This is a genomic window from Streptomyces thermodiastaticus (assembly GCF_014656135.1).
Classification (GTDB): Bacteria; Actinomycetota; Actinomycetes; order Streptomycetales; family Streptomycetaceae; genus Streptomyces; species Streptomyces thermodiastaticus.
The window spans coordinates 92116-117742 of sequence record NZ_BNBV01000006.1 but is presented as its reverse complement, the minus strand read 5'-3'; the positions used below and the strand labels follow the sequence as shown (position 1 = coordinate 117742).

The 25627-nt window shown below is 70.9% G+C and carries 23 protein-coding genes and 3 tRNA genes; 15 read left to right on the top strand and 11 right to left on the bottom strand.

The window, feature by feature from the left end; genetic code table 11:
* Window positions 1-3: 3 nt before the first annotated feature.
* The 3 genes from IE286_RS08445 to IE286_RS08435 all read left to right on the top strand — a co-directional run bounded on the left by IE286_RS08445 (window position 4) and on the right by IE286_RS08435 (window position 1743).
* Window positions 4-726, top strand: coding sequence for a DUF3566 domain-containing protein (locus tag IE286_RS08445; RefSeq protein WP_189795996.1), 723 nt, complete (start codon window positions 4-6; stop codon window positions 724-726).
* Window positions 727-850: 124 nt separating this feature from the next.
* Window positions 851-927, top strand: a tRNA-Ile gene (locus IE286_RS08440).
* A 429-nt stretch (window positions 928-1356) separates the two neighbouring features.
* Window positions 1357-1743: a hypothetical protein gene (locus tag IE286_RS08435; RefSeq protein ID WP_189795995.1), complete on the top strand. Its 387-nt coding sequence runs from the start codon at window positions 1357-1359 to the stop codon at window positions 1741-1743.
* 337 nt (window positions 1744-2080) lie between these two features.
* Here IE286_RS08435 and IE286_RS08430 read toward each other — a convergent pair whose 3' ends face one another.
* Entirely contained in the window at window positions 2081-2437 is a 357-nt protein-coding gene (locus IE286_RS08430) for a DUF6344 domain-containing protein (RefSeq protein ID WP_189795994.1), read from the bottom strand.
* Between the two features lie 337 nt (window positions 2438-2774).
* On the opposite strand from IE286_RS08430, the gene IE286_RS27110 reads away from it, so the two are divergent.
* Window positions 2775-2903 (top strand): DLW-39 family protein, encoded by a 129-nt coding sequence (locus tag IE286_RS27110; protein ID WP_221886882.1) that lies wholly within the window; start codon window positions 2775-2777, stop codon window positions 2901-2903.
* A 452-nt stretch (window positions 2904-3355) separates the two neighbouring features.
* Here IE286_RS27110 and IE286_RS08420 read toward each other — a convergent pair whose 3' ends face one another.
* Window positions 3356-3904 (bottom strand): helix-turn-helix domain-containing protein, encoded by a 549-nt coding sequence (locus tag IE286_RS08420; RefSeq protein WP_189795993.1) that lies wholly within the window; start codon window positions 3902-3904, stop codon window positions 3356-3358.
* A gap of 181 nt (window positions 3905-4085) precedes the next feature.
* Here IE286_RS08420 and IE286_RS08415 point away from each other — a divergent pair.
* Both IE286_RS08415 and IE286_RS08410 read left to right on the top strand, forming a co-directional pair.
* Window positions 4086-4158: transfer RNA gene (locus tag IE286_RS08415), tRNA-Ala, on the top strand.
* A 428-nt stretch (window positions 4159-4586) separates the two neighbouring features.
* The gene (locus tag IE286_RS08410; protein ID WP_189795992.1) at window positions 4587-4895 is read left to right on the top strand and encodes a hypothetical protein; all 309 of its coding nucleotides are present in this window, start codon (window positions 4587-4589) and stop codon (window positions 4893-4895) included.
* A 42-nt stretch (window positions 4896-4937) separates the two neighbouring features.
* On the opposite strand, the gene IE286_RS08405 is transcribed toward IE286_RS08410, so the two are convergent.
* Both IE286_RS08405 and IE286_RS08400 read right to left on the bottom strand, forming a co-directional pair.
* Entirely contained in the window at window positions 4938-6032 is a 1095-nt protein-coding gene (locus tag IE286_RS08405) for a TerC family protein (RefSeq protein ID WP_189795991.1), read from the bottom strand.
* A gap of 399 nt (window positions 6033-6431) precedes the next feature.
* Window positions 6432-7154 (bottom strand): DUF5324 family protein, encoded by a 723-nt coding sequence (locus IE286_RS08400; protein ID WP_189795990.1) that lies wholly within the window; start codon window positions 7152-7154, stop codon window positions 6432-6434.
* 386 nt (window positions 7155-7540) lie between these two features.
* On the opposite strand from IE286_RS08400, the gene IE286_RS08395 reads away from it, so the two are divergent.
* Together IE286_RS08395 and IE286_RS08390 are read left to right on the top strand one after the other, a co-directional pair.
* Window positions 7541-8071 carry a peptidylprolyl isomerase gene (locus tag IE286_RS08395; RefSeq protein WP_189795989.1) on the top strand — a complete coding sequence of 177 codons (531 nt, stop codon included), beginning with the start codon at window positions 7541-7543 and terminating at the stop codon, window positions 8069-8071.
* 153 nt (window positions 8072-8224) lie between these two features.
* Entirely contained in the window at window positions 8225-9178 is a 954-nt protein-coding gene (locus tag IE286_RS08390; RefSeq protein WP_189795988.1) for a rhomboid family intramembrane serine protease, read from the top strand.
* A gap of 316 nt (window positions 9179-9494) precedes the next feature.
* On the opposite strand, the gene crgA is transcribed toward IE286_RS08390, so the two are convergent.
* Window positions 9495-9749 (bottom strand): cell division protein CrgA, encoded by a 255-nt coding sequence (gene crgA, locus IE286_RS08385; RefSeq protein WP_189795987.1) that lies wholly within the window; start codon window positions 9747-9749, stop codon window positions 9495-9497.
* Window positions 9750-9889: 140 nt separating this feature from the next.
* On the opposite strand from crgA, the gene IE286_RS08380 reads away from it, so the two are divergent.
* The 5 genes from IE286_RS08380 (at window position 9890) to IE286_RS08360 (ending at window position 13519) form a co-directional block, all read left to right on the top strand.
* On the top strand, window positions 9890-10696 hold the full coding sequence (locus IE286_RS08380; protein ID WP_189795986.1) for a DUF881 domain-containing protein: 807 nt from the start codon (window positions 9890-9892) through the stop codon (window positions 10694-10696).
* A gap of 150 nt (window positions 10697-10846) precedes the next feature.
* Window positions 10847-11008 (top strand): hypothetical protein, encoded by a 162-nt coding sequence (locus tag IE286_RS08375; RefSeq protein WP_159667808.1) that lies wholly within the window; start codon window positions 10847-10849, stop codon window positions 11006-11008.
* A complete protein-coding gene (locus IE286_RS08370) occupies window positions 11005-11643 on the top strand; it encodes an aminodeoxychorismate/anthranilate synthase component II (RefSeq protein WP_189795985.1) in 639 nt (212 codons plus the stop codon). Before IE286_RS08375 ends, IE286_RS08370 begins: the two co-directional genes overlap by 4 nt.
* The gene (locus IE286_RS08365; RefSeq protein WP_189795984.1) at window positions 11640-12743 is read left to right on the top strand and encodes a class E sortase; all 1104 of its coding nucleotides are present in this window, start codon (window positions 11640-11642) and stop codon (window positions 12741-12743) included. The genes IE286_RS08370 and IE286_RS08365 overlap by 4 nt, the downstream gene beginning before the upstream one ends.
* Window positions 12744-12772: 29 nt before the next feature.
* Window positions 12773-13519 (top strand): class E sortase, encoded by a 747-nt coding sequence (locus tag IE286_RS08360; RefSeq protein WP_189795983.1) that lies wholly within the window; start codon window positions 12773-12775, stop codon window positions 13517-13519.
* Between the two features lie 297 nt (window positions 13520-13816).
* Here IE286_RS08360 and pknB read toward each other — a convergent pair whose 3' ends face one another.
* The 6 genes from pknB to IE286_RS08330 all read right to left on the bottom strand — a co-directional run bounded on the left by pknB (window position 13817) and on the right by IE286_RS08330 (window position 21938).
* Window positions 13817-15799, bottom strand: coding sequence for a Stk1 family PASTA domain-containing Ser/Thr kinase (gene pknB, locus IE286_RS08355; RefSeq protein WP_189795982.1), 1983 nt, complete (start codon window positions 15797-15799; stop codon window positions 13817-13819).
* 170 nt (window positions 15800-15969) lie between these two features.
* Window positions 15970-17451, bottom strand: coding sequence for a peptidoglycan D,D-transpeptidase FtsI family protein (locus IE286_RS08350; RefSeq protein ID WP_189795981.1), 1482 nt, complete (start codon window positions 17449-17451; stop codon window positions 15970-15972).
* A complete protein-coding gene (locus tag IE286_RS08345) occupies window positions 17448-18896 on the bottom strand; it encodes an FtsW/RodA/SpoVE family cell cycle protein (RefSeq protein WP_189795980.1) in 1449 nt (482 codons plus the stop codon). Before IE286_RS08345 ends, IE286_RS08350 begins: the two co-directional genes overlap by 4 nt.
* Before the next feature lie 27 nt (window positions 18897-18923).
* Window positions 18924-20447 (bottom strand): Stp1/IreP family PP2C-type Ser/Thr phosphatase, encoded by a 1524-nt coding sequence (locus IE286_RS08340; RefSeq protein ID WP_189795979.1) that lies wholly within the window; start codon window positions 20445-20447, stop codon window positions 18924-18926.
* Window positions 20448-20587: 140 nt separating this feature from the next.
* Window positions 20588-21112 (bottom strand): FHA domain-containing protein FhaB/FipA, encoded by a 525-nt coding sequence (locus IE286_RS08335; protein WP_189795978.1) that lies wholly within the window; start codon window positions 21110-21112, stop codon window positions 20588-20590.
* Between the two features lie 10 nt (window positions 21113-21122).
* A complete protein-coding gene (locus IE286_RS08330; RefSeq protein ID WP_125500460.1) occupies window positions 21123-21938 on the bottom strand; it encodes an FHA domain-containing protein in 816 nt (271 codons plus the stop codon).
* 1271 nt (window positions 21939-23209) lie between these two features.
* Here IE286_RS08330 and IE286_RS08325 point away from each other — a divergent pair.
* Both IE286_RS08325 and IE286_RS08320 read left to right on the top strand, forming a co-directional pair.
* A tRNA-Leu gene (locus IE286_RS08325) sits at window positions 23210-23293 on the top strand.
* Window positions 23294-24000: 707 nt separating this feature from the next.
* Complete coding sequence (locus IE286_RS08320; protein ID WP_229862140.1) at window positions 24001-25425, top strand: DUF2252 domain-containing protein; 1425 nt, start codon at window positions 24001-24003, stop codon at window positions 25423-25425.
* Window positions 25426-25627 lie beyond the last annotated feature (202 nt).

The following is a 25627-nucleotide window of genomic DNA, read 5'->3' as shown; positions in this document are numbered from 1 at the left end:
ATCGTGAGCGGAGCCACGGGCGCCGGATCAGCCGGTACCTCCAGGGGTACGGAAGCGGACGGCGGCGGCCGTGGCTCCGCCGCGCATGTGACCGACACGCGCACGACCAACCTCAAGCCGATCCGGCGGCCGTCCGCGGCCGACGCACCCGGCGCCCACGGACCCCAAGGGGGAGCGGTGACGGACACCCGAGGTCACGCCCAGCCGCCGGCCGGCCGCCCGGCCTCACCGCTGCCCTCGGAGCGGCCGCAGCAGCCCGCCGCGCCGTACCACCCGCCGCAGGCCTACTCGGCGGCCGAGGACGGCCACACCGGCGCGGTCCGCAGGCCGCGCACCGGCGCCCGCACCACCCCGCGCACCCGCAAGGCCCGGCTGCGCGTGGCCAAGGCCGACCCCTGGTCGGTGATGAAGGTCAGCTTCCTGCTGTCCCTCGCCCTCGGCATCTGCACGATCGTGGCCGCCGCCGTGCTGTGGATGGTCCTGGACGCCATGGGCGTCTTCTCCACGGTCGGCGGAACGATCTCCGAGGCCACCGGGTCCAACGAGTCCAACGGCTTCGACCTGCAGTCCTTCCTGTCCCTGCCGCACGTGCTGATGTTCACCACGATCATCGCGGTGATCGACGTGGTCCTGATGACGGCCCTGGCGACCCTGGGCGCCTTCATCTACAACCTCTCCGCCGGCTTCGTCGGCGGTGTGGAAGTGACCCTGGCCGAGGACGAATGACGGCCGCCGCCGGTCGCGGCGCCCCCCGCGACCGGCGGCCCGCGGCCAACCGATTTTGGTACTGACCGCCTCGTGCGCTAATCTTCAGGAGTCAGCGCGCGGGACACACACCGCAGAGCGCGGCGGGGCTATAGCTCAGTTGGTTAGAGCGCATCCCTGATAAGGATGAGGCCACTGGTTCAAATCCAGTTAGCCCCACCAGCGACAAGACCCCCGGTCCACCAGGGCCGGGGGTCTTTTGACACCCATGGTCGACACCAACAGCGGCGTATCAGCCGATGAGCGGGTCCTGAAGCAGCTCGGCGAGCATCGCGACGGCTTTCCGTTCACTGTCGCCGACCACGTGCGTGCAGTCGTCCATGGTCATGCTCGGCCCCTTGGCGTCCAGGTCGTTCGTACAGTGGCGCGCTCCACCTGGACGCCAGAAACCACGCCCGTTCCACGGCACGTGGGCCGACGGCGGACGGGATGGGATCTGGGGTGAGTGGTGGGTTGAGGTGGGCAGGTCACGGCTGGTCGGCTCGCTGCACTGCGGCCCCCGAGCAGGAGGAGTGGTGCCCATGTTCACTTGCCTGCTCGTCGCGGGTGGTGAGCGGAATAGCCACGGCTCCTCCTGTCTTGCTGGTAAGCATGCGGATCTTTCGTACCTACGCACGCGTCTATACCACCGACCTGAATGCGGTGCTGGCACCGCTCAGCACCGTTACTGATGAGCCGATCACCAGTCGCTTCAGGATGCCGAACGGCCTGGAGCTGGCCGCCGTCGGCCAGGTTCTGGTGGTGGCGGGGGACGAGCGGACATTGGAGCCGTACACGGCGACGGCGGCGACGCTGATCGTGGATGACCTCGATGAGTGCCAGGTACGTCTCAATCAGACGGGAGCACAGATTGTGCGTGGCCCGCAGGCCGTTCCCACTGGGAGGAACCTGACCGCCAAGCTGCCCGGTGGCGTCCAGCTCGAATATGTCGAGTGGGACGAGGCACAGTGGGAACGTGTCGGAGGCCGACCCGCCTAGACGCGAAGCGCTTGTGGGCCCTTGTGTCTCCCTGCTGTTGCGCGGTGCACGCGGACAGAAGGGCCTCGTGCCGCGCTGCGGAACGTGCTGCGTGCCGATGTGAGGACTGCCCATGCCGGCCCGGGGATCGTCCTCGCGTCGTTCGGGTGGGCCGAGTGGACCGCGTAGGGGGCGTGGCCTGCCGCGACGGTCCAGGACGACGCGAGATCCCCGGCCGCGGGCGGCCGGGGATCTCTGTGATGGGTGCGATGGTGCCGGGGTGACGGTGGTCCTGTACGCAGATCGCCGTTACGTCATGGTGGTGGCTGGAGGACCCGGGGGTTCCGGGCCGGCACTGTCAGCGCTGCATGGGGATGAGGGGCCGGGACGGTGGGGCGACGGGGGCGCACACCGGGTCGGTGCCGAGCGAGGGGGCTTCGGAGAGCGGACGGTGGCGGCAGCGGGGGCTCTTGCCGTGGGCCTCGGCACGGATCCGCTGTTTCATCGTGGGGGGCAGGGACCGGGCCTGAAGCCTGGACCACGGTGAGATCGTCCTGACCGGCACCCGGGTCGTGCTCTTGGGTGCCGCCTCGGGCTGCGTCGCGGCGGTGGCCGTGGTGGCGGCGGTCGTGGTGATCAGTCCGAGCGCCGTGCAGAGCGCGAGAAAGGCGGTGACGATGGCGGTCCACAGCTTCTTGACCTTGTGCTGGTCCATGGCCCCTCACTTTCGGGTTGGGCGATTTGCGTACTTTGCTCATGATGTGTATGTGGGCCACGAAGTGGTGGACCGACGCTCGGGGTGCCGGGATCTTCCGATGAACACCACTCGGATGGACGCATGAGCGCCGAAAAAGTGAGATGAAGGGAGGAGCATGGGCAAAGTCACCGTCCGTGCGGGACTCGTCACGCTCCGGCCGGGGCGGCTGGTGCGGCGTCTGCTGCGGCTCAGGCCAGGACAGTTGCGGGCGGGCACGGGCCGCAAGCCGGTTCCGGCCGGTGTGTATAGTCGGGCGCCAGAGGTCCTCTACGTCAACGAAAGACGAGGTCGCGCGGTGAAGAAGCTTCTCCTGGTCGCACTGGCCGCCATCGGCGGGCTCCTCGTGTACCGCCAGATTCAGGCCGATCGCGCCGAGCAGGACCTGTGGACGGAGGCCACCGACTCCGTGTCCACGGGTTCTTGATCACCCACAGTCGATTCTGAGCAGACCCCGGCCGCCGCAGCGGTCGGGGTTTCGTGTTGCCGGGGCCGGCCGAGCCTCCGGCTCCGGTTGCGGGGCCGGCGGAGATGAGGTAGGCGTCGCCGGGCGAGTGGACGAGGCTCGCGGCGACGCGCGGCGGGTGTGCGCGGCCTCCTGCCGGGTGCGGTCCGGTGGAGGGATTCCGCTCGGCGGTGCCTGTCTCCCGGTGTGCGGCCGCGCGGGGCAGGCGTACGCCGGCCGCGGCGTCGCCCGGCGTACGCCTGGTTGCGGCCCCTGCCTCGTGTCGCCGACGGCGGCCGGTACGGCTCGCGGCCGGTGCAGGTCGTGCGGTGCGCGGGTGTCTGCTGCCGGGTCCCGGTGCCGTGGCACGAGGAGCGCGCCGGGCCGGTCGGCGGTTTCTCGGAGCAGGGGCGGGACGGCGTCTGCCGGTGCCGTCAGCTCTGGTGGGCCTGGTAGTGGGCGACCGCGTCGGCGGTGCGGCCGGCTCCGTACACCCGCAGGAATTCGGCGAGTTCGGGGTGGGTGGGTGCGAGGCTGTCCGCGGCCTCGATGATGTCGCTCGCGGCGGCCACCGAGCGCAGCAGCGACTGGATCTCACGCACCACGCGCTTGACCGTCGGTGCGCTCGAACTGGTCACGTTCTGCGTGGTGTTGCTGAGCACCGCCCCTCCCTGAGACCGTTTGATCTCCTCCATGCGCTCGGTGGCCTCGGCGGCGCTGACACTGCCGTCCGCCACCTGCACCGCCAGCTCCTGCAGCAGCTGCACGCGCTGGACCACCGCGGGATTGCCGATCTTCGCGCGCTGGCCGCTCATCAGCTGCGACAGCATCGGTGCGGACAGCCCCAGCACCCCCGCAAGACGGGCCTGGTTGAGCCCGAGGTCGTCTATGAGCCTGCGGAAGAGCGTCCCCAAGGGCTCCCCGTACCAGTTCCGCTGCAGTTCCCGCGCTCTTGCGGTGGCTTCCTGCTGTGCGGCGTCCATTGCGTCTCCCCATCGCTTCCCCGAGTAGGTGGTTCGCTGTAGCGAACCACGCGGAGCATCTTACGGAGCGTGGTCGTCGAGGGGGACCCCCAATCTTTTTGCCGGATCCAGGGGAAGACCCGGTACTCTGTTGTGCGGTACCGACCGGTGGGCTGTTTCGCTGGCCGGATACTCCTCTTCCGGGGCCTTAGCTCAGTTGGTAGAGCGCTGTCTTTGCATGGCAGATGTCAGGGGTTCGACTCCCCTAGGCTCCACCGCAGGTCAGACGCCCTTCGGATCGGTGATCCGGAGGGCGTCTCGCATTGTCGGCGTCCACTGAGCGGCCGCAGTGCCGTGGACCGGGCGCGCTTCGTGCTCTTCGCCGCCGTGCCCGGTCTCCCGCCCCGCCCCCGCACCAGTGACCGTTGCCCGCCCGGCGAGGCCGAGAGATGGTGCACCGGCCCGTGGGCGGGTGACCGGCGCGCCGATCCGTTCCGGCGAACTGCCGTAGGCTACAGAGGACTTGAGCCATGCTGATCGGCATGCCGAGGGGTCGGGGAACAGCGGCGGCGCGCAGATGCCCGCTCGGCACGTCCGACCGGACGGAGCCGACGAGCCGAGGGGGAGCGAGTCCCGCATGGGCAGGCGGAGCGGAAGAGGGACGGCCACGGTCGTCGCCCTCTGGGCAGCCGCGGTCCGTACCGTGAGGGCGGTCGACGGGGAGAGCCCGCCGGCGGTCGTCCTCCTCGCCGGCATCGCGCCGGGCGCCGTGTCCGCTGCTCTGGCGGGCTGTGTCAGCCGTACGTTCGTGAAGTCCCAGGAGGCGGACGCCGGGCATCCGCGGGCCTGCTTCGGGCAGCCTGCGGCGTTCTCGCGGTCCCTGGCCGCCGAGCGGCTGCTGCGGGACGGGAACCTGGACGAGGCGAAGCGGGCGGAGGTGCCGGCGGGCCTGGTGCCGGCGGCCGATCGGAAAGCCCCGGCGGACGACCCCTTGGCGCCACCGTCCGCGTGAGACGGGGCCGCACGGCCGCGCCGGCCCGGCGACCGGCAGGCGTCACCGCTCCGAGGCAGGCGGGTCGCCCGGCGGCGTGGGACCGGGCGGCGCGGGACCGGTCGGCGGCCCGGGGGCGCCCGGGTCCTTCCGTGCGCTGCCGGAGGCTGGGGCTCCGGTATCGGGCGTCCCGGCAGGTCCCGCGGTGCCCGGGACGCCCGCCGCCTCGGCCGGGCGGAGCAGGCTCCAGGCCACCGAGGCCGCCAGCACGACGACGATCACGCCGAGGCTGATCAGGGTGGGGATCTCGGGTACCGCAGGGCTGACGATCTTGTGGCAGGCCTGCAGGACGAGCTTCACCCCGATGAAGCCCAGGATGACCGCCAGGCCTTTGCTGAGGTGATGGAACCGGTCCAGCAGTCCCGACAGCATGAAGTACAGGGCGCGCAGTCCCAGGATGGCGAAGGCGTTGCTGGTGTAGACGATGAAGACGTCGTCGCTGACGGCCAGCACGGCCGGGACGCTGTCCACGGCGAAGACCAGGTCGGCGGCCTCGATCGCGGCGACGACGGCGAGCAGGGGAGTCGCCGTGCGCCGCCCGGCTTCCCTGACGAAGAACTTCGTGCCCGCGTACTCGCTCCGCACCGGCATCAGGGTGCGCAGCAGCCGGACGGCGAAGCTGTGGCCGGGGTCGAAGCTCTCTTCCTGCCCCGAGAGGATCTTGTAGACGCTGTAGAAGAGGATCGCGGCGAAGACGAACAGGACGGCGGTGAAGCGGCTGACCACGGCCACACCGGCGGCGAGGAAGAGACCGCGGAACACCAGGGCCCCGATCACTCCGAAGAACAGCACCCGGTGCTGGTAGGCGCGGGGCAGCCGGAAGTAGGAGAAGATCAGGGCGAACACGAAGAGGTTGTCGACCGACAGGCTCTTCTCCAGCAGCCACGCCGTGATGTACTCCGTGCCGGCCGTCCCTCCGAGGACGAGGAAGACGACCGCGCCGAAGACGAGCGCGAGCCCGACCCACAGTCCGCTCCAGGCGGTGGCCTCCTTGAAGCCGATGACGTGCTCGTGGCGGTGGGCCAGCAGGTCGGTCACCAGCGAGACGAGCACCACGGCGGCGAAGACCGCCCAGAGCCAGAACGGCACATCGAGCACGCGGGCCTCACAGGGGTTGGCCGGGCACCTCTCCGGTACCCGAGTCTGCCGCAGCGTGCCGGGCGCGGCACCGCGAGAGAGGCGAACGGCGCACCGCCGGACCTGTCACCGATGACGTCCGCCCGCTCACCGAGCGCGACCGCAGCGGGCGGCGGCTGAGCCGGTGATCACTGGTGCAAACAGGCCGGGCGGGCGGGTGGCCCGGCCCCGGGGCGGCCGCCGGCGGGATGCCGGGGCGGCATCGAGGGGAGACGGCCGGGCGGCGGGGATTCGGGCCGGTTCGGGTGGTTTGCTGTTCGCGGCAGAGAAAGCTCCCCTTCGTGTCGGGCGGGCCGAGCGGAGGGGAGCTGCGCGGTGAGCGCCGCCGGACGGTGCGGCCGTGTGAGGCGTGCCGGGCGGTCAGGCCCGGTCGTCGCGGTCGGTGGGCCGCTCCTCGGCGCTTGTGGCCTCCTGCGTCCCGGAGCCCGGCTCCGCCGGCGTCTGCCCGCTGCCGTCGACGGCGGACAGGCGGCCCTCTTCGGGCACCTCTGTCGCGGCCGGCGGCTCCACCAGCCAGTCGGGGTTGGCCTGCTTGTCCCACCACCTCCAGGCCGCGAAGGCGCCGCCCGCCAGGACGCCCGCCACCGCGAGCAGCTTGGCCACGCGGCCGGCCCGGCAGCGCCGGCTGTGCTTGCGGGCGAGCTTCTGGATCTTCTCCGGCCGGACCTGGCCGCGCAGCGCGACCAGCGCGGCGGCGCCGCGCGCGGCGGCCTCGTCCGCCACCGGACCGGCGACGGCCCGTGCCTGCTCGATGCGCGGCCGGGAGTACTCGGCGGCCCTGCGCGCGGCCTGACGGGTGCGGCAGGCGGCCACCTGGGCGGCCTGGTCCAGCTTCGGCGGCACGTACGTCATGGCCTGCGCACGGGCCTGCTCCAGCCGGGGTGCGACGTAGGCGCCGTACTGGGCACGGGCCTGGTCGGCGGCCAGGGACACCTTCGGTGCCAGCCGTACGCGGGCCTCGTGCGCGTAGGCCGCGGCCCTCTCCCTGGCCGTGTCGGCGTAGGGCGCCACCGCTTCCGCGGCGTGCAGCACGCTGTCCTTCGCCGATCCGGTCGCGGCGCGCACGCTGTCGATGCGGGTCACGGGTTCCTCCTCCTCGGTGGCGTACGGGGAATCGACTTTCCACCCTTTTACGGATCATGCCTGTCACAGGACCCCTGGGCATGCGAGAACGGGCAACCGGGTCACGGGCGGCGACTCGGTCCCCGGAGCCCTTCCGGTGGCGGGGTCCACGGGAGACGATGGGACGGGACAAGGGACGAACGGGTCTGTCGAGGATCAACAGGGGCAAAGGGAGCTTGCCGCCGACCCTTCCACGGATCGGTGCGCAACACCCCCGACCCGGGCGGATCCGCCCCGATTTCCGCAACCGGCGTGCCCCCGTGACGCGTGTCGTGCGGCCGCCGGGGACGCGCGGCACGGGGCGTGCGAGGATCGGGGAGCCAAAGGAAGACAACGGAAGGCAGATCGTGGCCGAGCAGCTCTACGCCACCCTGAAGACCAACCGCGGCGACATCAAGGTCCGGCTTCTGCCGGACCACGCCCCCAAGACGGTCCGCAACTTCGTGGAGCTCGCCAAGGGCGAGCGCGAGTGGACGCACCCCGCCACCGGCAAGAAGTCCACGGACAAGCTGTACGACGGCACGGTCTTCCACCGGGTGATCAGCGGCTTCATGATTCAGGGCGGTGACCCCCTGGGCAACGGCACCGGCGGTCCGGGCTACACCTTCGAGGACGAGTTCCACCCGGACCTGCGCTTCGACCGGCCCTACCTGATGGCGATGGCCAACGCCGGCCCGGGCACCAACGGCTCCCAGTTCTTCATCACCGTCGCCCCGACGGCCTGGCTGACCCGCAAGCACACCATCTTCGGCGAGGTCACCGACGAGGCGAGCCAGAAGGTCGTGGACGCCATCGCGAACACGCAGACCAACCCGCGCAACGACCGTCCGGTCAACGACGTGGTCATCGAGTCGGTCGTCGTCTCGGGCGACGCCTGACGGACCGCTTGAGGCCGCCCCGGCGACCGGCGGCAGCGGACCGTGCCGGGAACCAAATGCCCCGCTCGTGCGTAGGCACGGGCGGGGCGGTGCGGTGCACGGCGCGGCACGGCCCGGACGTGCCGCCGTCCGCGACGAACACGAGGGGACCGAATGGACCAGGCACCAGGCAGCCCGCAGGGCCCGCTGGAGCGGGGCGCGGCCGGCCGCGGTCCGGCCGGCGACGGACCGGCGGGCGACGGCGAGGGCGCCCCGGACCTGCCGGTGTGCTACCGCCACCCGGACCGTGAGACCGGCATCCGCTGCACCCGCTGCGAGCGGCCGATCTGTCCGGAGTGCATGGTGAACGCGGCGGTCGGTTTCCACTGCCCGCAGTGCGCGCGGCAGGGATCCGGTGCGGGACCGGCGCCGGCCGCCACCCGGCCGCGTACCCTCGCCGGCGGCGTCGTCGCCGCCGACCCACGGCTCGTCACCAAGGTGCTCATCGGCCTGAACCTGGCCTTCTTCCTCGTGCAGCTGGCCGTCGGCGACCCCTTCACCTACCGGTTCGAGCTGCTCGGCCAGGCCTACCAGCCGGGCGTCGAAGGCGTCCAGGGCGTCGCGCAGGGCCAGTGGTACCGGCTGCTGACCGCGATGTTCCTGCACGGCGGCTATCTGCACATCGCGTTCAACATGCTCAGCCTGTGGTGGATCGGCGGCCCGCTGGAGGCGGCCCTGGGCCGGGCCCGCTACCTCGCGCTGTACCTGGTCTCCGGGCTGGCCGGCAGCGCGCTGAGCTATCTGCTGGCCGCGCAGGACCAGCCCTCGGTCGGTGCCTCGGGCGCCATCTTCGGCCTGTTCGGCGCGACGGCCGTGCTCATGCGGCGGCTGCGCTACGACATGCGCCCGGTCGTCGCCCTGCTGGTGATCAACCTGGTCATCACCTTCGGCTGGGGCGGCATCGCCTGGCAGGCGCACGTCGGCGGCCTGGTGGCCGGAGTGATCGTCGGCTATGCGATGGTCCACGCTCCGCGCCGGCGGCGGGCCCTGGTGCAGTACGGCACCTGTGCGCTGATGCTGGCGGCCGTGGTCGTCGTGACCGTGCTCAGAACCGCCCAGCTCACCTGACGGGCGCACCCCGGGCACCCCCGACGAGTGCGTGTACGCACAGTTGTCCACAAACGGTGGCCGATCTTGTGCACACCGTGCGCGATCAGGTGGTTCCCTCGCTGCTCACCTGAGTTTGCGCAGGTCAGCACCGGTGTCGCAGGCGTTCGCCGGAGCGGTGCGACAGTCCTACCGGCGTCAAGGGGCGACTGGTTATCCACAGATCGTCGGCTTTTCCCCAGCCTTCGTGTGGAAATTCCACCAGCCCTGTGGATAACTCAGCGGAAGGCCGTGGGCAGAGCCGTGCGCACCGCCCGGACGTCCTGCTTCCGCCGCCCTATTTCCACTGGGTGGAGACGCCGAACCCGGCCGCGATGAAGCCGAAGCCCACCACGATGTTCCAGTTGTCCAGCTGCTCCACGGGCAGCGAGCCGTCGGTGACGTAGAAGACGACGATCCAGGCCAGACCGATGACGAACAGCGCGAGCATGACGGGGGCCACCCACCCGCGGCTCTGCAGCTTGACGCTCGCGGCCTGCTTGGTCGGCGGCGGCGTGTAGTCGGCCTTCTTGCGGATACGTGACTTCGGCACGAGGGTCTCTCCTGTCGATGCGCTGCGTGGCCGCGCAAGGATACGGGCTGGCTCGGGGCAGCGTACAAGGGGAAACTGAGCACTCCCCCGGGCGTCCGTTAGCGTAGTGCTTCCATGGCGCCGAAGGAGATAAGGGTACGTTGAGCAATTCCGCCGACTCCCCGGGAACGGGACCCGGTCCGGGAATCCGTCCGGGCGGCCCGCGCCGGGTGCGGCCCGTGCGGATCCTCACCGCGGCCGTCTTCGCTCTCGCCGGGCTCATCTTCTTCACCAGTTTCCACACCGCCAAGGGCACCGACATACGGACGGACTCCTCCCTGCTGAAGCTGTCCGACCTCATCCAGGAACGCAGCCGCAAGAACAAGGAACTGGACGAGTCCAACGCGGCTCTGCGCGGCGAGGTGGAGTCCCTCGCCCGCCGCGACGACGGCGGCACCGGGGCCGAGGACGACAAGCTCGCCGGCCTGGCGGAGAGCGCGGGCACCCGGCCGCTGAAGGGCCGGGCGATCACCGTCACGCTCAACGACGCGCCCCCGAACGCCACCGCCAAGCTCCCGGGCTACCCCGAGCCGCAGCCCGACTATCTGGTCATCCACCAGCAGGACCTGCAGGCCGTGGTCAACGCGCTGTGGCACGGCGGCGCCCAGGGCATCAAGGTCATGGACCAGCGGCTGATCTCCACCAGCGCGGTGCGCTGCGTGGGCAACACCCTGATCCTCCAGGGCCGCGTCTACTCCCCGCCCTACAAGATCACCGCCGTCGGCGACCCGGACAGGCTGCGCAAGGCGCTCGCCGACTCCCCGGCGATCCAGAACTACATGATGTACGTCAACGTCTACGGGCTGGGCTGGAAGGTCACCGACGACGGCACGGTGACCCTCCCCGGCTACACCGGGACCGTGGACCTGCAGTACGCCGAGCCGCTTGTGTCCTCCGCCGGCCGCTGAACCGGGCCGGCGGGGCGGCGACCCAGGGCGCACGGTGGTAAAGCCCGTACCAGCACCTTGTGGACGACCGCCGATCCGGGGCGCCGCGCCGTTAGTCTGGTGGACGAAAGCGGCGGGAGACCCGTGCCGTGACGCGAGGGAAGGGACGGCATGTACGGCTGGATCTGGCGGCATCTGCCGGGCAACACCTGGGTGAAGGCGCTGATCTCACTGGTGCTGGTCCTGGCCGTCGTCTATGTCCTGTTCCAGTACGTCTTCCCGTGGGCCGAGCCGCTGCTTCCCTTCAACGATGTGACGGTGAACAACCAGTGAGCGCACGGATCCTCGTCGTCGACAACTACGACAGCTTCGTCTACAACCTCGTGCAGTACCTGTACCAGCTGGGCGCCGCCTGCGAGGTGCTGCGCAACGACGAGGTGCGCACGGAGCACGCCCAGGACGGCTTCGACGGCGTGCTGCTGTCGCCGGGGCCGGGCACACCGGAACAGGCGGGCGTGTGCGTGGACATGGTCCGGCACTGCGCGGCCACCGGCGTTCCCGTCTTCGGGGTGTGCCTGGGCATGCAGTCCATGCAGGTCGCCTACGGCGGTGTGGTCGGCCGGGCCCCTGAGCTGCTGCACGGCAAGACCTCCCTGGTGGAGCACGAGGGCAAGGGCGTCTTCGCCGGCCTGCCCTCCCCCTTCACCGCGACCCGCTACCACTCGCTGGCGGCCGAGCCCGCGACCGTCCCGGACGAGCTGGAGGTCACCGCCCGCACCCGCGACGGCATCGTCATGGGCCTGCGCCACCGCGAACTGCCGGTGGAGGGCGTGCAGTTCCACCCCGAGTCGGTGCTCACCGAGCACGGGCACCGGATGCTCGCCAACTGGCTCGCGGAGTGCGGCGACGAAGGTGCCGTGGCGAGGTCTGAGGGGCTCGCCCCAGTGGTGGGCAGGGCCACGGCGTGACGGCGCTGCGCCCCGAGCGCGAGTCCGGAGCCGGCTGGTATCCGGCGGGGGCGTACGACGCGTCCTGGGAGCCGCACACGGCGCCGTACGACACGCACGGTTCGGGGACGCCGTATCCGCCGCCCGACGGCTCCGGGGAGCAACCCGCGGCCGACGACGCGGAGACGATGGCGCTGCGCATCCCCTCCCCGTCGGCCCCGCCGGACTCCGCGGGCACCGCGGCGCACGGGTCCCACGGGCCCCGGGAGGCGGCGGGCAGCCCCCCGGCCGCGACCGGGGGCCGGGCGGCCCGCAGACGGGCCGCCCAACGCCGCCGCGGCCGCCGTGCGGCGGGCAGCAGACCGCGGGTGCCCCAGCAGACGGCCCCCCGGGACCCGTCCGCCCCGCTGAGCCGCGTGGAGGCACGCCGGCTGGCCCGGGCCCGCAGACCGAGCCCGGCGGTCATCGCCAGCCGGATCATCGGCGAGCTGTTCATCACCACCGGCGTGGTGATGCTGCTGTTCGTCACCTACCAGCTGTGGTGGTCGAACGTGCGCGCGCATCAGCAGGCGGGTCACGAGGCGCACCAGCTGCAGGACGACTGGGCCAGCGGCAAGCGTGCGCCGGGGGCGTTCGAACCGGGGCAGGGCTTCGCGATCCTGCACATCCCCAAGCTCGACGTGGTGGTGCCGATCGCCGAGGGCACCGACAAGACCAAGGTGCTCGACAAGGGCATGGTCGGGCACTACGGGCCCGGGGACTTCGACACCGCGATGCCGGACGCGAAGACCGGCAACTTCGGGCTCGCGGGCCACCGCAACACGCACGGCGAGCCGTTCCGTTACATCAACAAGCTCACACCGGGTGATCCGATCGTCGTGGAGACGCAGGACACCTACTACGTCTACAAGATGACGTCGATGCTGCCGGTGACCTCGCCGTCGAACACCAGCGTCCTCGATCCGATCCCGGCGGGCTCCGGCTTCACCAAGCCCGGCCGCTACATCACCCTCACCACCTGCACGCCGGAGTTCACGAGCAAGTACCGCTTGATCGTCTGGGGCAAGATGGTCGAGGAACGGCCGCGCAGCAAGGGCAAGCCGGATGCGCTCGTCGAATAGAGGCCGCGAAGACAAGGGCGGATGACACAGTGGCAGCGACCACGGACGGCACGGCAGAGCACACCGACGACGGCACCGAGCGGCGTCCGCGCCGCGGCACCGGCCGGCTGGCACAGGCCGTCAGCGTCTTCGGTGAACTTCTCATCACGGCGGGCCTGGTGCTCGGCCTGTTCGTCGTCTACTCGCTGTGGTGGACGAACGTCATGGCGGACCGCACGGCCGACCGGCAGGCCGACAAGGTCCGCGAGCAGTGGGCCCACCCCGCCCCCAGCGGCCCGGGCGCCCTGGACACCGAGGACGGCATCGGCTTCCTCCATGTGCCGGCCATGCACAACGGCGAGGTCCTGGTGAAGAAGGGCACCTCGCCGGACGTCCTCAACGACGGCGTGGCCGGCTACTACGTCGACCCGGTCAAGGCGACGCTGCCGACGAGCGGCAAGGACGGCAACTTCACCCTGGCCGCCCACCGGGACGGCCACGGCGCGAAGTTCCACAACATCGACAAGCTGTCCAAGGGCGACCCGATCGTCTTCGAGACGCGCGACAACTGGTACGTCTACAAGGTCTTCGCCGTCCTCCCCGAGACCTCGAAGTACAACGTGGACGTCATCGCGCAGGTCCCGAAGGAGGCGGGCGTGACGAAGCCCGGCCGTTACATCACCCTGACGACCTGCACGCCGGTGTACACCAGCCGGTACCGGTACGTGGTCTGGGGAGAGCTGGTCCGCGTGGAGAAGGTGGACAGCAAGCGGACACCGCCGAAGGAACTGCGGTGAGATGAGCGTCCGGCCGCAGCGGAGCAGCCGGCCGGCCGTGTCCTCAGCCCGGACCCGGGTGCCGTCGTCCCGCGGTGTGCCGCGAGCATCACGTCTTCGCTGAACGCCGTCCGCCGGCGCCCAACCGGCCGTGTCCCTCACCGCGTCCAGCACCTCGGCAGGGTGCGTTGCGTCACGCCGCTGCGCGGCCTTCGAAGCGCCCCGCAGACAGCACGTGGGCCTCTGCCGGGAACACGTCCCCGCAGAGGCCCACTGCTCAGGCGGCGCGGCTTTGGATGGCGCCGCTCAGGTGGCGGATCAGCCGAAGAAGCCGCCGTTGTTGCCGCCTCGGTTGCCCGCGTGGTTGGCGCCACCACCGATCGTCGTCAGGGTGACCTGCGTGCCGGCCGGGTTGTCGACCGGCTGGTTCGGCTGCGGGTCCTGGCTGATGACGAACGCGTTGGGGTCGTTGCTGCCGTTGACCTTGATGTTGGTGAAGCCGGCCTGGGCGAGCAGCTGCTGCGCCTCCGAGAGCTTGCGACCGCGCACCTCCGGGAGCGGCGTCTGCTGCTGCGGCGCCTGCTTGCCGATCTTGAGGGTCACCGTGGAGCCCTTCTCGACCGGGGTACCTGCCGCAGGCGAGATCTCGAAGACCTTGTCGATCTGGTTCGGGTCGGTGGTTTCCGCCTGAGTGCAGCTGGCCTTGAGACCGCTGGCCTGCAGCTGGGCCGTGGCCTCCTCGCACGTCTTGTTGAGGACGTCCGGTACCGGAACCCTCTCGACCGGCTTGGAAACCGTGAGGGTGATCGTGGAGCCCTTCTCCACCTCCTGGTCCCCGGTGGGGTCCTGGGAGATGACGACGCCCTCGGGGCGGTCGGATTCCTCGGTCTTCTGCTCGACCTTGAAGCCCTTGGCCTGAAGCTGGGACTGGGCCGTTGCGAAAGTGAGACCCGTCACGTCGGGCACGAGCACCTTCGGCGCGCCGGTCGACAGCACCAGGCTGACCGTCTCGCCCTTCTTGATCTCCGTGTCCTTGGCCGGGTCCTGCGAGCAGACCTTGCCCTTGGGCTCGTTGTCGCAGGGCTTCTCGGTGAACGTCACCTTCAGGCCGACGTTGTCCGCCATCTTCTCGGCGTCCGCCCTCGTGTGGTCGACGAAGTTCGGCACGCTCACCTTGTCGTTGCCGACGCCGTTCCCGCTGGTGAGCATCCTGCCGATGAGGACGGCGCCCGCGAGGACCAGGATGCCGGCGACGACCAGCAGGATCGTCGAGGTGTGGGACTTCTTCTGCCGGCGCCGGTCGGGCCGCTCCTCGTAGCCGTAGCCGCCGTCGTCCGGGTTCATGGGCGGCAGCATCGTCGTGGCCTGGGCGCCGGAGTCGGGGCGCAGGGCCGTGGTGGGCTGGTCGTCGCCGTAGGTGCCGTAGCCGACGGTGCCCATGGCCGCGGTGGCCGCGACCGGCTGGCCGTCGAGGCAGGCCTCGATGTCGGCGCGCATCTCGTCGGCGGTCTGGTAGCGGTAGTCGGGGTCCTTCACCAGCGCCCGCAGCACGATCGCGTCCATCTCCGGGGAGATCTCCGGGTCGAACACGCTCGGCGGCTGCGGTTCCTCACGGACGTGCTGATAGGCGACCGCGACCGGGGAGTCGCCCACGAAGGGCGGGCGGACCGTCAGCAGCTCGTACAGCAGGCACCCCGTCGAATACAGGTCCGAGCGGGCGTCGACCTGCTCGCCCTTGGCCTGCTCCGGCGAGAGGTACTGCGCGGTGCCGATGACGGCGGCGGTCTGCGTCATCGTCATGCCGGCGTCGCCCATGGCACGGGCGATGCCGAAGTCCATCACCTTGACCTGGCCGGTGCGCGTCAGCATGACGTTGGCCGGCTTGATGTCGCGGTGGACGATGCCGTTGCGGTGCGCGTACTCCAGACCCTGGAGGATGCCGATGGTCATCTCCATGGCCCGCTCCGGCAGCAGCTTGCGGCCGCTGTGCAGCAGCTCACGGAGAGTGGAGCCGTCGACGTACTCCATGACGATGTACGGGATCGAGACCCCGTCGATGTAGTCCTCGCCCGTGTCGTAGACCGCGACGATCGCCGGGTGGTTGAGCGAGGCGGCCGACTGGGCCTCCCGGCGGAACCGGGCCTGGAAGGAAGGGTCGCGCGCCAGGTCGGCGCGCAGTGTCTTCACCGCCACGGTGCGGCCCAGGCGGGTGTCATGCGCGAGGTACACCTCCGCCATGCCACCACGGCCGAGCACCTGGCCCAGCTCGTACCGGCCGCCGAGGCGACGCGGCTCTTCCATAGCTACCTACCAGCCCTCTCCGTCGGTCCCGGACCGGCACCACGTGTGCCGCCGGAGCTGCCGTCCGGGCCTACCGTACCCGGCTCGCTCTGTGTGACCTGGCCAAGCCCGCCACCCGATACAGGACCGGTATCGCCACGTGCACCGATGTGTAGGCATCGTGGCGGTGGTCACTTCCTGGAGTTGATGACCGCCTCCATGACGTTCTTCGCGATGGGAGCCGCGAGACCGCCACCGGAGATGTCCTGGCGGTCGGCTGCCTCGTCCTCGACCACCACGGCCACGGCCACCGGCGAGCTGCCGTCGGGCAGCTTCGCGTAGGAGATGAACCACGCGTACGGCTTCTCGCTGTTGTTGACACCGTGCTGCGCGGTACCGGTCTTGCCGCCCACGGTGACGCCCGGGATCTGCGCGTTGGTGCCCGTACCGTCCTTGACGACGGTCTCCATCATCGACTGCAGGATCTGCGCGTTCTTCGACGACAGCGGGCGGCTCAGCTCCTTGGGCTCGGTCTGCTCCAGGGTGTCGAGGTTCGGCGACTGCAGCTTGTCCACCATGTACGGCTGCATCAGCTTGCCGTCGTTGGCGACCGCGGAGGCCACCATCGCCATCTGCAGGGGCGTCGCGGCGGTGTTGAACTGGCCGATGGAGGACAGCGCGACCTGCGAGGCGTTCATGTCCTTGGAAAAGTTCGAGGCGTTGGCCCGCACCGGCGTGAACTGCTCACTGTTGAAGCCGAACTTCTCCGCCTCCGAGAGCATCTTGTCCTGGCCGAGGTCGGCTCCGATCTTGCCGAAGACGGTGTTGCAGGAGTACTTCAGCGCGACGCGCATGGTGGCGTTCTTGCAGGGGATGCTGCCTTCGTTGGCGAGGGGCGTGACGGTGCCCGGCATGATCCACGGGTCCGGGGAGTTCGTGGGCTGGTCGGCCGAGGTGTACAGGCCGTTCTCCAGCGCTGCGGCCGCGGTGACCACCTTGAAGGTGGAGCCCGGCGGGTAGGTCTCGCGCAGCGCCCGGTTCAGCATCGGGTCGTCCGGGTCGTTGTCCTTCTGCAGCTTCTGCCAGGCCTTCGCGTCCGAGTCGGACATGCCGGCGAACGAGGACGGGTCGTACGACGGGTAGGACGCCAGCGCCAGGATCTTGCCGGTGGACGGCTCCAGCGCGACGACGGCGCCCTTGCCGTGGCCCTTCAGCCCGTTGTAGGCCGCCTTCTGCGCGGCCGCGTTCAGCGTGGTGACGACGTTGCCGCCCTGCTTCGGCTTCCCGGTGATCATGTCCAGGGTGTTGCGGAAGAACAGCCGGTCGTCGTTGCCGGTGAGGATCTTGTCGTCCACGCTCTCCAGCTGGGTGGCGCCGAAAGCCTGCGAGGCGTACCCGGTGACCGGCGCCCACATGGGGCCGTCCTTGTACGTCCGCTTGTACTTCAGGTCGTTCAGCCCGCTGGTGTCCATCTCCTTCGACCCGGTGATCGGTGAGCCGTCGACGATGATGTCGCCGCGGGGGACGGAGTAACGGGCGATCGTGACACGGCGGTTGTACTTGCTGTCCGCGAGGCTGTCTGCCTTGACGTACTGGAGCCAGTTGTCGCGCAGCAGCAGCGTGAGGACGAGGAGGCCGCAGAAGATCGCGATCCGGCGCAGGGGCTTGTTCACGGGCGGACCACCTGGGTCATTTCGGCGTCGGGGTTGGTCACGGGAGCGGGGGCCGGGCGGCGCGCGGTGTCGCTGATTCTGATGAGGATGCCGATCAGCGCCCAGTTGGCCAGCACGGACGAACCGCCGTAGGCCAGGAACGGCATCGTCATACCGGTCAGCGGGATCAGGCCCATCACACCGCCGGCCACCACGAAGACCTGCAGCGCGAAGGCGCCGGACAGGCCGACGGCGAGCAGCTTGCCGAACGGGTCGCGGGCGGCCAGCGCGGTGCGCACGCCGCGCTCCACGATCAGGCCGTAGATCAGCAGGATCGCCATGATCCCGGCCAGGCCCAGCTCCTCGCCGAAGGTGGCGAGGATGAAGTCGGAGTTGGCGGCGAACCGGATCAGGTCGGAGTGGCCCTGGCCGAGGCCGGTGCCGAGGGTGCCGCCGGAGCCGAAGGCCCACAGGGCCTGCTGCAGCTGGTCGGAGTGCACGATGCCGTCGTGGGTCACCTCGCGGCTGAGCTTGTACTCGCGCAGGGGGTTGAGCCAGGCCTGCACACGGGTCTGGATGTGCGGCTCGAAGCTCGCCACGCCGACGGCGCCCGCGGCGGACATCAGCAGACCGAAGACGATCCAGCTGGTCCGCTCGGTGGCGACGTACAGCATGATCACGAACATGCCGAAGAACAGCAGCGAGGTGCCCAGGTCGGTCTCGAAGATCAGGATGAGGATCGAGAGCGCCCAGACGACCAGGATGGGGCCGAGGTCGCGTCCGCGCGGCAGGTACAGCCCCATGAAGCGGCGGCTGGCGAGCGCGAGCGCGTCCCGCTTGACCATGAGGTAGCCGGCGAAGAACACCGCCAGCACGATCTTGGCGAACTCACCGGGCTGCAGGGAGCCGAGACCGGGGATGTTGATCCAGATCTTGGCGCCGTAGATGTTCGCGCCCAGGCCCGGCACCAGCGGCAGGATGAGCAGCACCAGGGCGCAGAACATGGAGATGTAGGTGTAGCGCTGCAGGACGCGGTGGTCCTTGAGGAAAAGCAGGACGACCACGAACAGGGCGATGCCCAGCGCGGTGTACAGCAGCTGGCGAGGCGCTGCCTGGAAGTAGTTCGGCAGTGACTGCAGCAGCTTCGACTGGTCCAGCCGCCAGATGACGACCAGACCGAGGCCGTTCAGCAGGGTGGCCAGCGGCAGCAGCAAGGGGTCCGCGTACGGGGCGAACTTGCGGACGACCAGGTGGGCGACGCCGGCCAGCAGGCCGAGGCCGAGCCCGTAGCTGAGCAGTCCGGAGGGCACCTCGTTGTTGATGGCCAGACCGACGTTGGCGTAGGCGAACACCGGGATGGCGACCGCGAAGACCAGCAGCGCCAGCTCGGTGTTGCGCCGGCTGGGCGCCCCGATCGCGCCGATCGTGGACGTGTGGTGCGTCGACGTGTTGGTAGTGCTGCTCATCGTGTGACAGGGCCTCTCACGGCTTGCCTACTGCTTACCGCACAGCGAGACGACCTTCTGCTCTTCCTCCGAGAGAGTGGGGCCGGGGCTGGGTGTGGGCGCGGTCGCGGACTGGGACGGGGAGGGGGACTTCGTCGTCAATGTGCTCGATGCCGGTGTCGCCTTGGACGCGAAGGCCGTGAGCGTGGTTCCGTCGAGCCGCGTGCCGACGGTGTCGCCCTGCCCCGGCTTGGGCTTGTTCTGGGACTCGGCGGCGCGGCGCTCCGCTTCCTTGCGGCAGGCGGAGGCCTGCACCGACAGCTCCTCGATCTTCCGCTGGGCCGCCTTCAGGCCGCCCGCGGCGATCGTCGCCCTGACCTGCTTCTGCTGGTAGGGCGGGAGGTACTTCAGCTCGATCTCCGGGTGGTCCTTCTGGAGTCTGGACAGCTTCACCCAGGCCAGGTCCTGGCTGATCCCCTGGTACAGCGCCACGTGCTCGTCGTTGACGCCGACGAAGTACTGGGTCTGCGTCCAGCGGTAGCCGCCGTACAGGCCGCCGCCGATCACGGCGAGCGCGAGCGCGCTGTACAGCGAGCCCTTGAGCCACCTGCGGCTCTTGCGCGGCTTGGTGAGGTCGTCGTCGCCGTAGCCGGCGAAGCCGCCCGCCGAGGCGTAACCGTCGCCGGAGCCGGGCGGGCCGAACTGGCCGCCGCCGCGGCGGCCCAGGCGGGCGGCGCGGCCCGCCGGGGTCTGCATGATGCCGTTGTCCTGCAGGTGCTGCTGGTTCTCGGCGACCGCGCCCACCACGACCGGGGTGTCGTGCAGTTGCCCGGACAGGGTGTCGCCGGTGTCCAGGTCGAGGACGTCGGCGACGATCACGGTGATGTTGTCCGGGCCGCCGCCGCGCAGCGCGAGCTGGATCAGCTCCTGGACGGTCTCCTCGGGACCCTGATAGCTGGCGAGGGTCTCCTCCAGGGTCTGGTGGGAGACGACGCTGGACAGGCCGTCGGAGCAGATCAGGTAGCGGTCGCCGGCGCGGACCTCGCGGATGGACAGGTCGGGCTCGACCCGCTCGCCGCTGCCCAGGGCCCGCATCAGCAGGGACCGCTGCGGGTGGGTGGTGGCCTCCTCCTCGGTGATGCGGCCCTCGTCGACCAGGCGCTGCACCCAGGTGTGGTCCTGGGTGATCTGGGTCAGCACCCCGTCGCGCAGCAGATAGGCGCGGGAGTCGCCGACGTGGACGAGGCCGAGCCGCTGCCCGGTCCACAGCAGCGCGGTGAGGGTGGTGCCCATGCCCTCCAGGGCCGGGTCCTCCTCGACCATCTGCCGCAGCTGCTCGTTGGCGCGCTGCACGGCCGCACCGAGCGAGGTGAGGATGTCGGAGCCGGGGATGTCGTCGTCGAGGGCGACGATGGTGGAGATCACCTCGGACGAGGCGACCTCGCCGGCGGCCTGGCCGCCCATGCCGTCGGCGATCGCGAGCAGCCGCGGGCCGGCGTAGCCGGAGTCCTCGTTGCCCTCACGGATCATGCCTTTGTGGGAACCGGCGGCGAAGCGCAGTGACAGACTCATGCGCACCTCGCCCGCCGGCTCGGGATACAGCCGATCGTGTCGAGCCACACTGCCCACCCTCCGGTCGGGAGCGCGCCGGGGCCCGGGGTGCCGGCGGCCGCTGCGTGCTCGCTCCGCTCGCGCTCTTCCATGACGTAGCACTACTTCCGCAGCTCGATGACGGTCTTGCCGATGCGGATCGGCGTGCCCAGCGGGATCGGCGTGGGGGTCGTCAGCCGGGACCGGTCCAGGTACGTGCCGTTGGTGGATCCGAGGTCCTCGACGATCCACCGGCCGCTCTGGTCCGGGTAGATCCTGGCATGCCGGCTGGAGGCGTAGTCGTCGTCCAGCACGATCGTGGAGTCGTGCGCGCGGCCCAGCGTGATGGTCTGGCCCTGCAGCGCGACGGTTGTCCCGGTGAGGGTGCCCTCGGTGACCACGAGCTTGGTGGGGGCGTTGCGGCGCTGGCGGCCTCCGCCCTGCTGGCCGCGCTGCTGCGGAGGCGAGGCCTGGCGTGCGGCGGCCCGCCCGCCCTGCTGCGACCGTGCCCCCTCGCGGCGGGTCCCCCGGCGGGTGACGCGCGTACCGAACAGATCGCTGCGGATGACCTGCACGGCCACGATCACGAACAGCCACAGTACGGCCAGGAAACCCAGCCGCATGACCGTGAGGGTCAGCTCTGACATTGCCCCCGGTTCACCCTTCGGCTTGCCTATAGATAACGGTGGTGCTGCCCACGACGATCCGCGAGCCGTCGCGGAGCGTAGCGCGGGTTGTGTGCTGCCCGTCCACCACGATGCCGTTGGTGGACCCGAGATCCTGGATCGTCGAGGGCGTTCCGGTCCGGATCTCACAGTGCCGGCGGGAGACGCCGGGGTCGTCGATCCGCACGTCGGCGTCGGTGCTGCGGCCCAGCACCATCGTCGGGCGGGAGATCTGGTGGCGGGTGCCGTTGATCTCGATCCAGTAGCGCGTGCGCCCGCCGGGCATGGCCGGCTGCGGGTAGCCGTACCCGCCGGGCGGCGGGGTGGAGGGCATGGGGGGTGCGCCGACGGGCGGGTAGCCGTATCCGCCCGGGGCGGCGGGCCGGCCGGGCGCGGGCGGCACGGGGCCCTGGGGCTGGGCCTGCTGGCTGCTGGACGAGGCGAGCGTGCGGCTGCGCACCCGGTACAGGCCGGTGTCCAGGTCGTCCGCCTTCTCCAGGTGGACCTTGATCGGCCCCATGAAGGTGTAGCGCTGCTGCTTGGCGTAGTCGCGGACCATGCCGGCCAGCTCGTCGCCCAGCTGGCCCGAATAGGGGCTCAGCCGCTCGTAGTCGGGGGCACTCAGCTCGACGATGAAGTCATTGGGGACGACGGTGCGGTCGCGGTTCCAGATGGTGGCGTTGTTGTCGCACTCACGCTGGAGCGCACCCGCGATCTCCACAGGCTGGACCTCGGACTTGAAGACCTTGGCGAAGGTGCCGTTGACCAGACCTTCGAGACGCTGCTCGAACTTCTTCAGGACTCCCATGGGGCACCTCCTCCGTCGTGGCCGTCGCTGCGCCGGTGCGCATGCCGCGGGTCTTGCGGGTCTTGCTCGTGCGGGTCTCGCTGCTGTCGCGATTCTCGCGAGGTTCGCGGTCGGTTCTTGCCGTCGTGCTGTTGAGTACTGCCTACCTGATACTGCTCACTGATCGTATCTACGCGCCGGTCGATCGGCTGGTTCCCCCTTGTCCGCCTCGTCGACGGGTGTCGACGCCTCCCCCTGGCCTGCCCTGCCGGCCGGCTCCTGACCACTCCTTCCGCCCAGGATCGTAGAGGCGTCCGCCGACCAGTGTCCCGCACCTCGGGGCGCACCCCGTCCCGCTCCAGGGGAGACGGCACGGACCGGTACGAGGTTGATACGTGATCACGCCCAGGTCGAGACGGCGCTGTGGCGTGGGGCCTGTGCCGGGCCGGGTGCGGTGGGGCCGGGGCGATGCGAGCCGGCCGGCCGGGAGGCGGACCCGGCTGTGCCGGTCCCGTCTGCGGCTGACCGGAATTCGCCGGGTCGGGAAAGGCCGGGGCGTGGTGGGCGGGGAAGGACGCCGGGAGTCCGGTGGCCGCTTGCGGCCGGTGTGTCCCGGGTGCCCGGGGCGTCGGGAGTGTCGGTGGTGTCCGGTTTCCGTGTGCGCGGGGTCGGGGGCGCCGGGTCGCTCCGGGGTGCCGGATCTCTCGTGTTGTTCCAGGTCGTGGGGGCTCTGGGTGATCGGGGGCGTCCCTGGAGGACGTCGCTCAGGTGGGGATGGGGGACTGCCGGGCGGGGGGTGCGAGGCGCGGGGTGTCGGGGGTGGTGGATCACAGGGAGGGGCTCAGGGGGAGGGGACGGCGGCTGTTTTCGGGCGGGTGCTGGAGGTGCGGTGGAGGCCGGCTGTGCGGTGCGGGGTGGGTCAGGGGCGAGGGCTGTGCGGGGCGGGGACGGGCCAGGGCTGTGGTGCGGTCCGGGGGCGAGGAGCGGGTGGTGCGGGGGCGGTGAGGGTGAGGGCGGCTGACCGGAGCCGGTGAGTGGTCCGGGGGTGCGGTCGGTGCCGGCGGAACGCGGGGTTGATCCGGGGCGGTTCCGTGCGGGTGATCGGGGCGGGTGAGTGCCCGGGGCGCGTTGGGTGCCTCACCCCGTGGGCCGGGGCCGGCGGAGGGGCGGGAATCGGGGTGCACGTGCCCTCGGAGGAAGGGATGTGAATCCACCCGCGGGGACGTGCTAATGTTCTGGGTGTCGGAAGGCGCCGGGCCCGAAAGGGAACGGAGCCGGAAGGCAAGCCCAATGCGCGGGTGGCGGAATAGGCAGACGCGCTGGATTCAGGTTCCAGTGCCCGCAAGGGCGTGGGGGTTCAACTCCCCCCTCGCGCACCGTCAGGAACGGGTGGCATCGCGAAGATGCCACCCGTTCCTTGTTTTTGCGTTCCTTGTATTCGCGTGTGGTTGCCGTGTGGTGACGCGTGCCTCAGGTGCCTGGTGTCCGCCGGAGTGCGCGAGCGTCGAGCGGACCGTGAGGGGGCCGTGAGAGGGCCGTGGGGGCCGCGGAGGCCGTGGGGGCCCGTGGGGCTTGTCCGGGCTTCGCGGTCTCGCGCTGCCCGTGCGCGTTCCGGATCTCCGGCGGTGCTGCTGCTCGGTCGGATGTGAGGAAGGTCTCAGAGGTGGATGCCCCTTTTCGGGGGCGGTGATCAAGTGATCAGTGCTGGCAGAGCGGGCCGTGGGGACAAAGGGCGCCGCCGTGGGGACAGAGGGCGCCGTGGGGACACAGGGCCAGGGGTCGCAGAGGGCCAGGGGCCAGGGAGCCGGAGGGGGAGTGGGCTTGTGGGCTCGCGTGCCGGTGCGCCGGCCGGCCGTTCGTCGGCTGTGCCCTCCCCGGCGTCTCGGCGAGATCCCGCCCGGCTGTCCGGCCCGAGCGGCGTGTGCGGTGGTGTGCACCCGGCTGTACGGTCGGGCCCGGAGCCTGACAGCGTACGGGGACGCCGTACAGGGACGGCGTGCAGGGACGGGGAGGGCGGTCCTGGGTGACCGAGGGCATAGCGGATGTGGCGGCGCCGGCGTCGGGTGCGGGGACGGTCGGGGACATCGAGGACCGTGGCGGCCATGGCGAGGCGGTGCGGACCGAGGCGCGGGTGCCGGTGGTTGCCGGGTTTGCGCGGTGGCCGGTGCAGGGGTCGCCGAAGGCGGAGGGCAAGGCGCTGCGGCGGCGCGTTCCACGGTCCGCGCACGCCGCCTTCACGGCGGACGCCGGCCGGCCCGACGCCGTTGCGGCCGTGCGCGCGTCCAACCGGGGCCGCCTGCCCGAGCTGACACCGATCCGCGTGGGCAGGATGGCGGCCACACCGTTCGCGTTCCTGCGCGGCTCGGCGGGCCTGATGGCCCATGACCTGGCGCGCACCCCGACGACCGGCATCGGCGCCCAGCTCTGCGGCGACGCCCACGCCTGCAACTTCGGTCTCTACGGCGACGCCCGCGGCGGCCTGGTGATCGACCTGAACGACTTCGACGAGACGGTCCACGGCCCCTGGGAGTGGGACCTGAAGAGGCTCGTCGCCTCCCTGGTGCTCGCGGGCCGTGAGGCGGGCTGCGACGAGGACAGCTGCCGGCGCGCCGCCCAGGACGCGGCGGGCGCCTACCGGCGCACCATGCGGCTGCTGGCCCGGATGCCGGTCCTCGACGCCTGGAGCGCCATCGCCGACGAGCGACTCGTCTCCCACGCCGACGCCCACGACCTGGCCGGCACTCTGGAGCGGGTCTCGGCCAAGGCACGGTCCAACACCAGCGGCCGGTTCGCGGCCAGGTCGACCGAGCGCACCGAGGACGGCGGGCGCAGCTTCGTGGACGCCCCTCCGGTGCTGCGCAGGGTCCCGGACGCCGAAGCGGCCGCGGTGGCCCTCTCGCTGGAGGAATACCTGACCACGCTCCCCGAGGACCGCCGTCCGCTGCTCGCCCGCTACGCGGTGCACGACGTCGCCTTCCGCGTGGTCGGCACCGGCAGCGTGGGCACGCGCTCCTACGTCGTGCTGCTGCTGGACCACCGCGGTGAGCCGCTGGTGCTGCAGGTGAAGGAGGCCAGACCCTCGGCGCTGGTGCCGCACCTGGCCGCCGCGGGGTTCCCGGTGCCGCAGGTGACGCACGAGGGGCGGCGGGTGGTGCTCGGCCAGAAGCGCATGCAGGTGGTCAGCGACATCCTGCTCGGCTGGACCACGATCGACGGGCGTGACTTCCAGGTGCGGCAGTTCCGCAACCGCAAGGGCAGCGTGGACCCGGCCGCGCTGCCCGCCGGCCAGATCGACGACTACGGCCGCATGACCGGAGCGCTGCTGGCCCGCGCCCACGCGCACAGCGCCGACCCGCGGCTGATCGCCGGCTACTGCGGCAAGAACGAGCAGCTGGACGAGGCCCTGGCCGCGTTCGCCGTCGCCTACGCCGACCGCACCGAGGCCGACCACGCACAGCTGGTGGCCGCCGTACGGGCGGGCCGGATCGCGGCCGAGCCGGGGGTGTAGCCCGGCGGTCCGGTGGTGCGGCGGGTCGGCGGTCCGGTGGTGCGGCGGGTCGGCGGTCCGGTGGTGGGCGGTGTGGTGGTGCTGTCATGCGTAGGTGCTGGATGCGTAGGTGCTGTGGTGCGGGCAGCATGGCGGGCTGGTCGTGTGCCGGGCTGCCGGGGCGGACGCCGGTCAGGGGTGGTGGCGCGGTGATGGGCTGCGG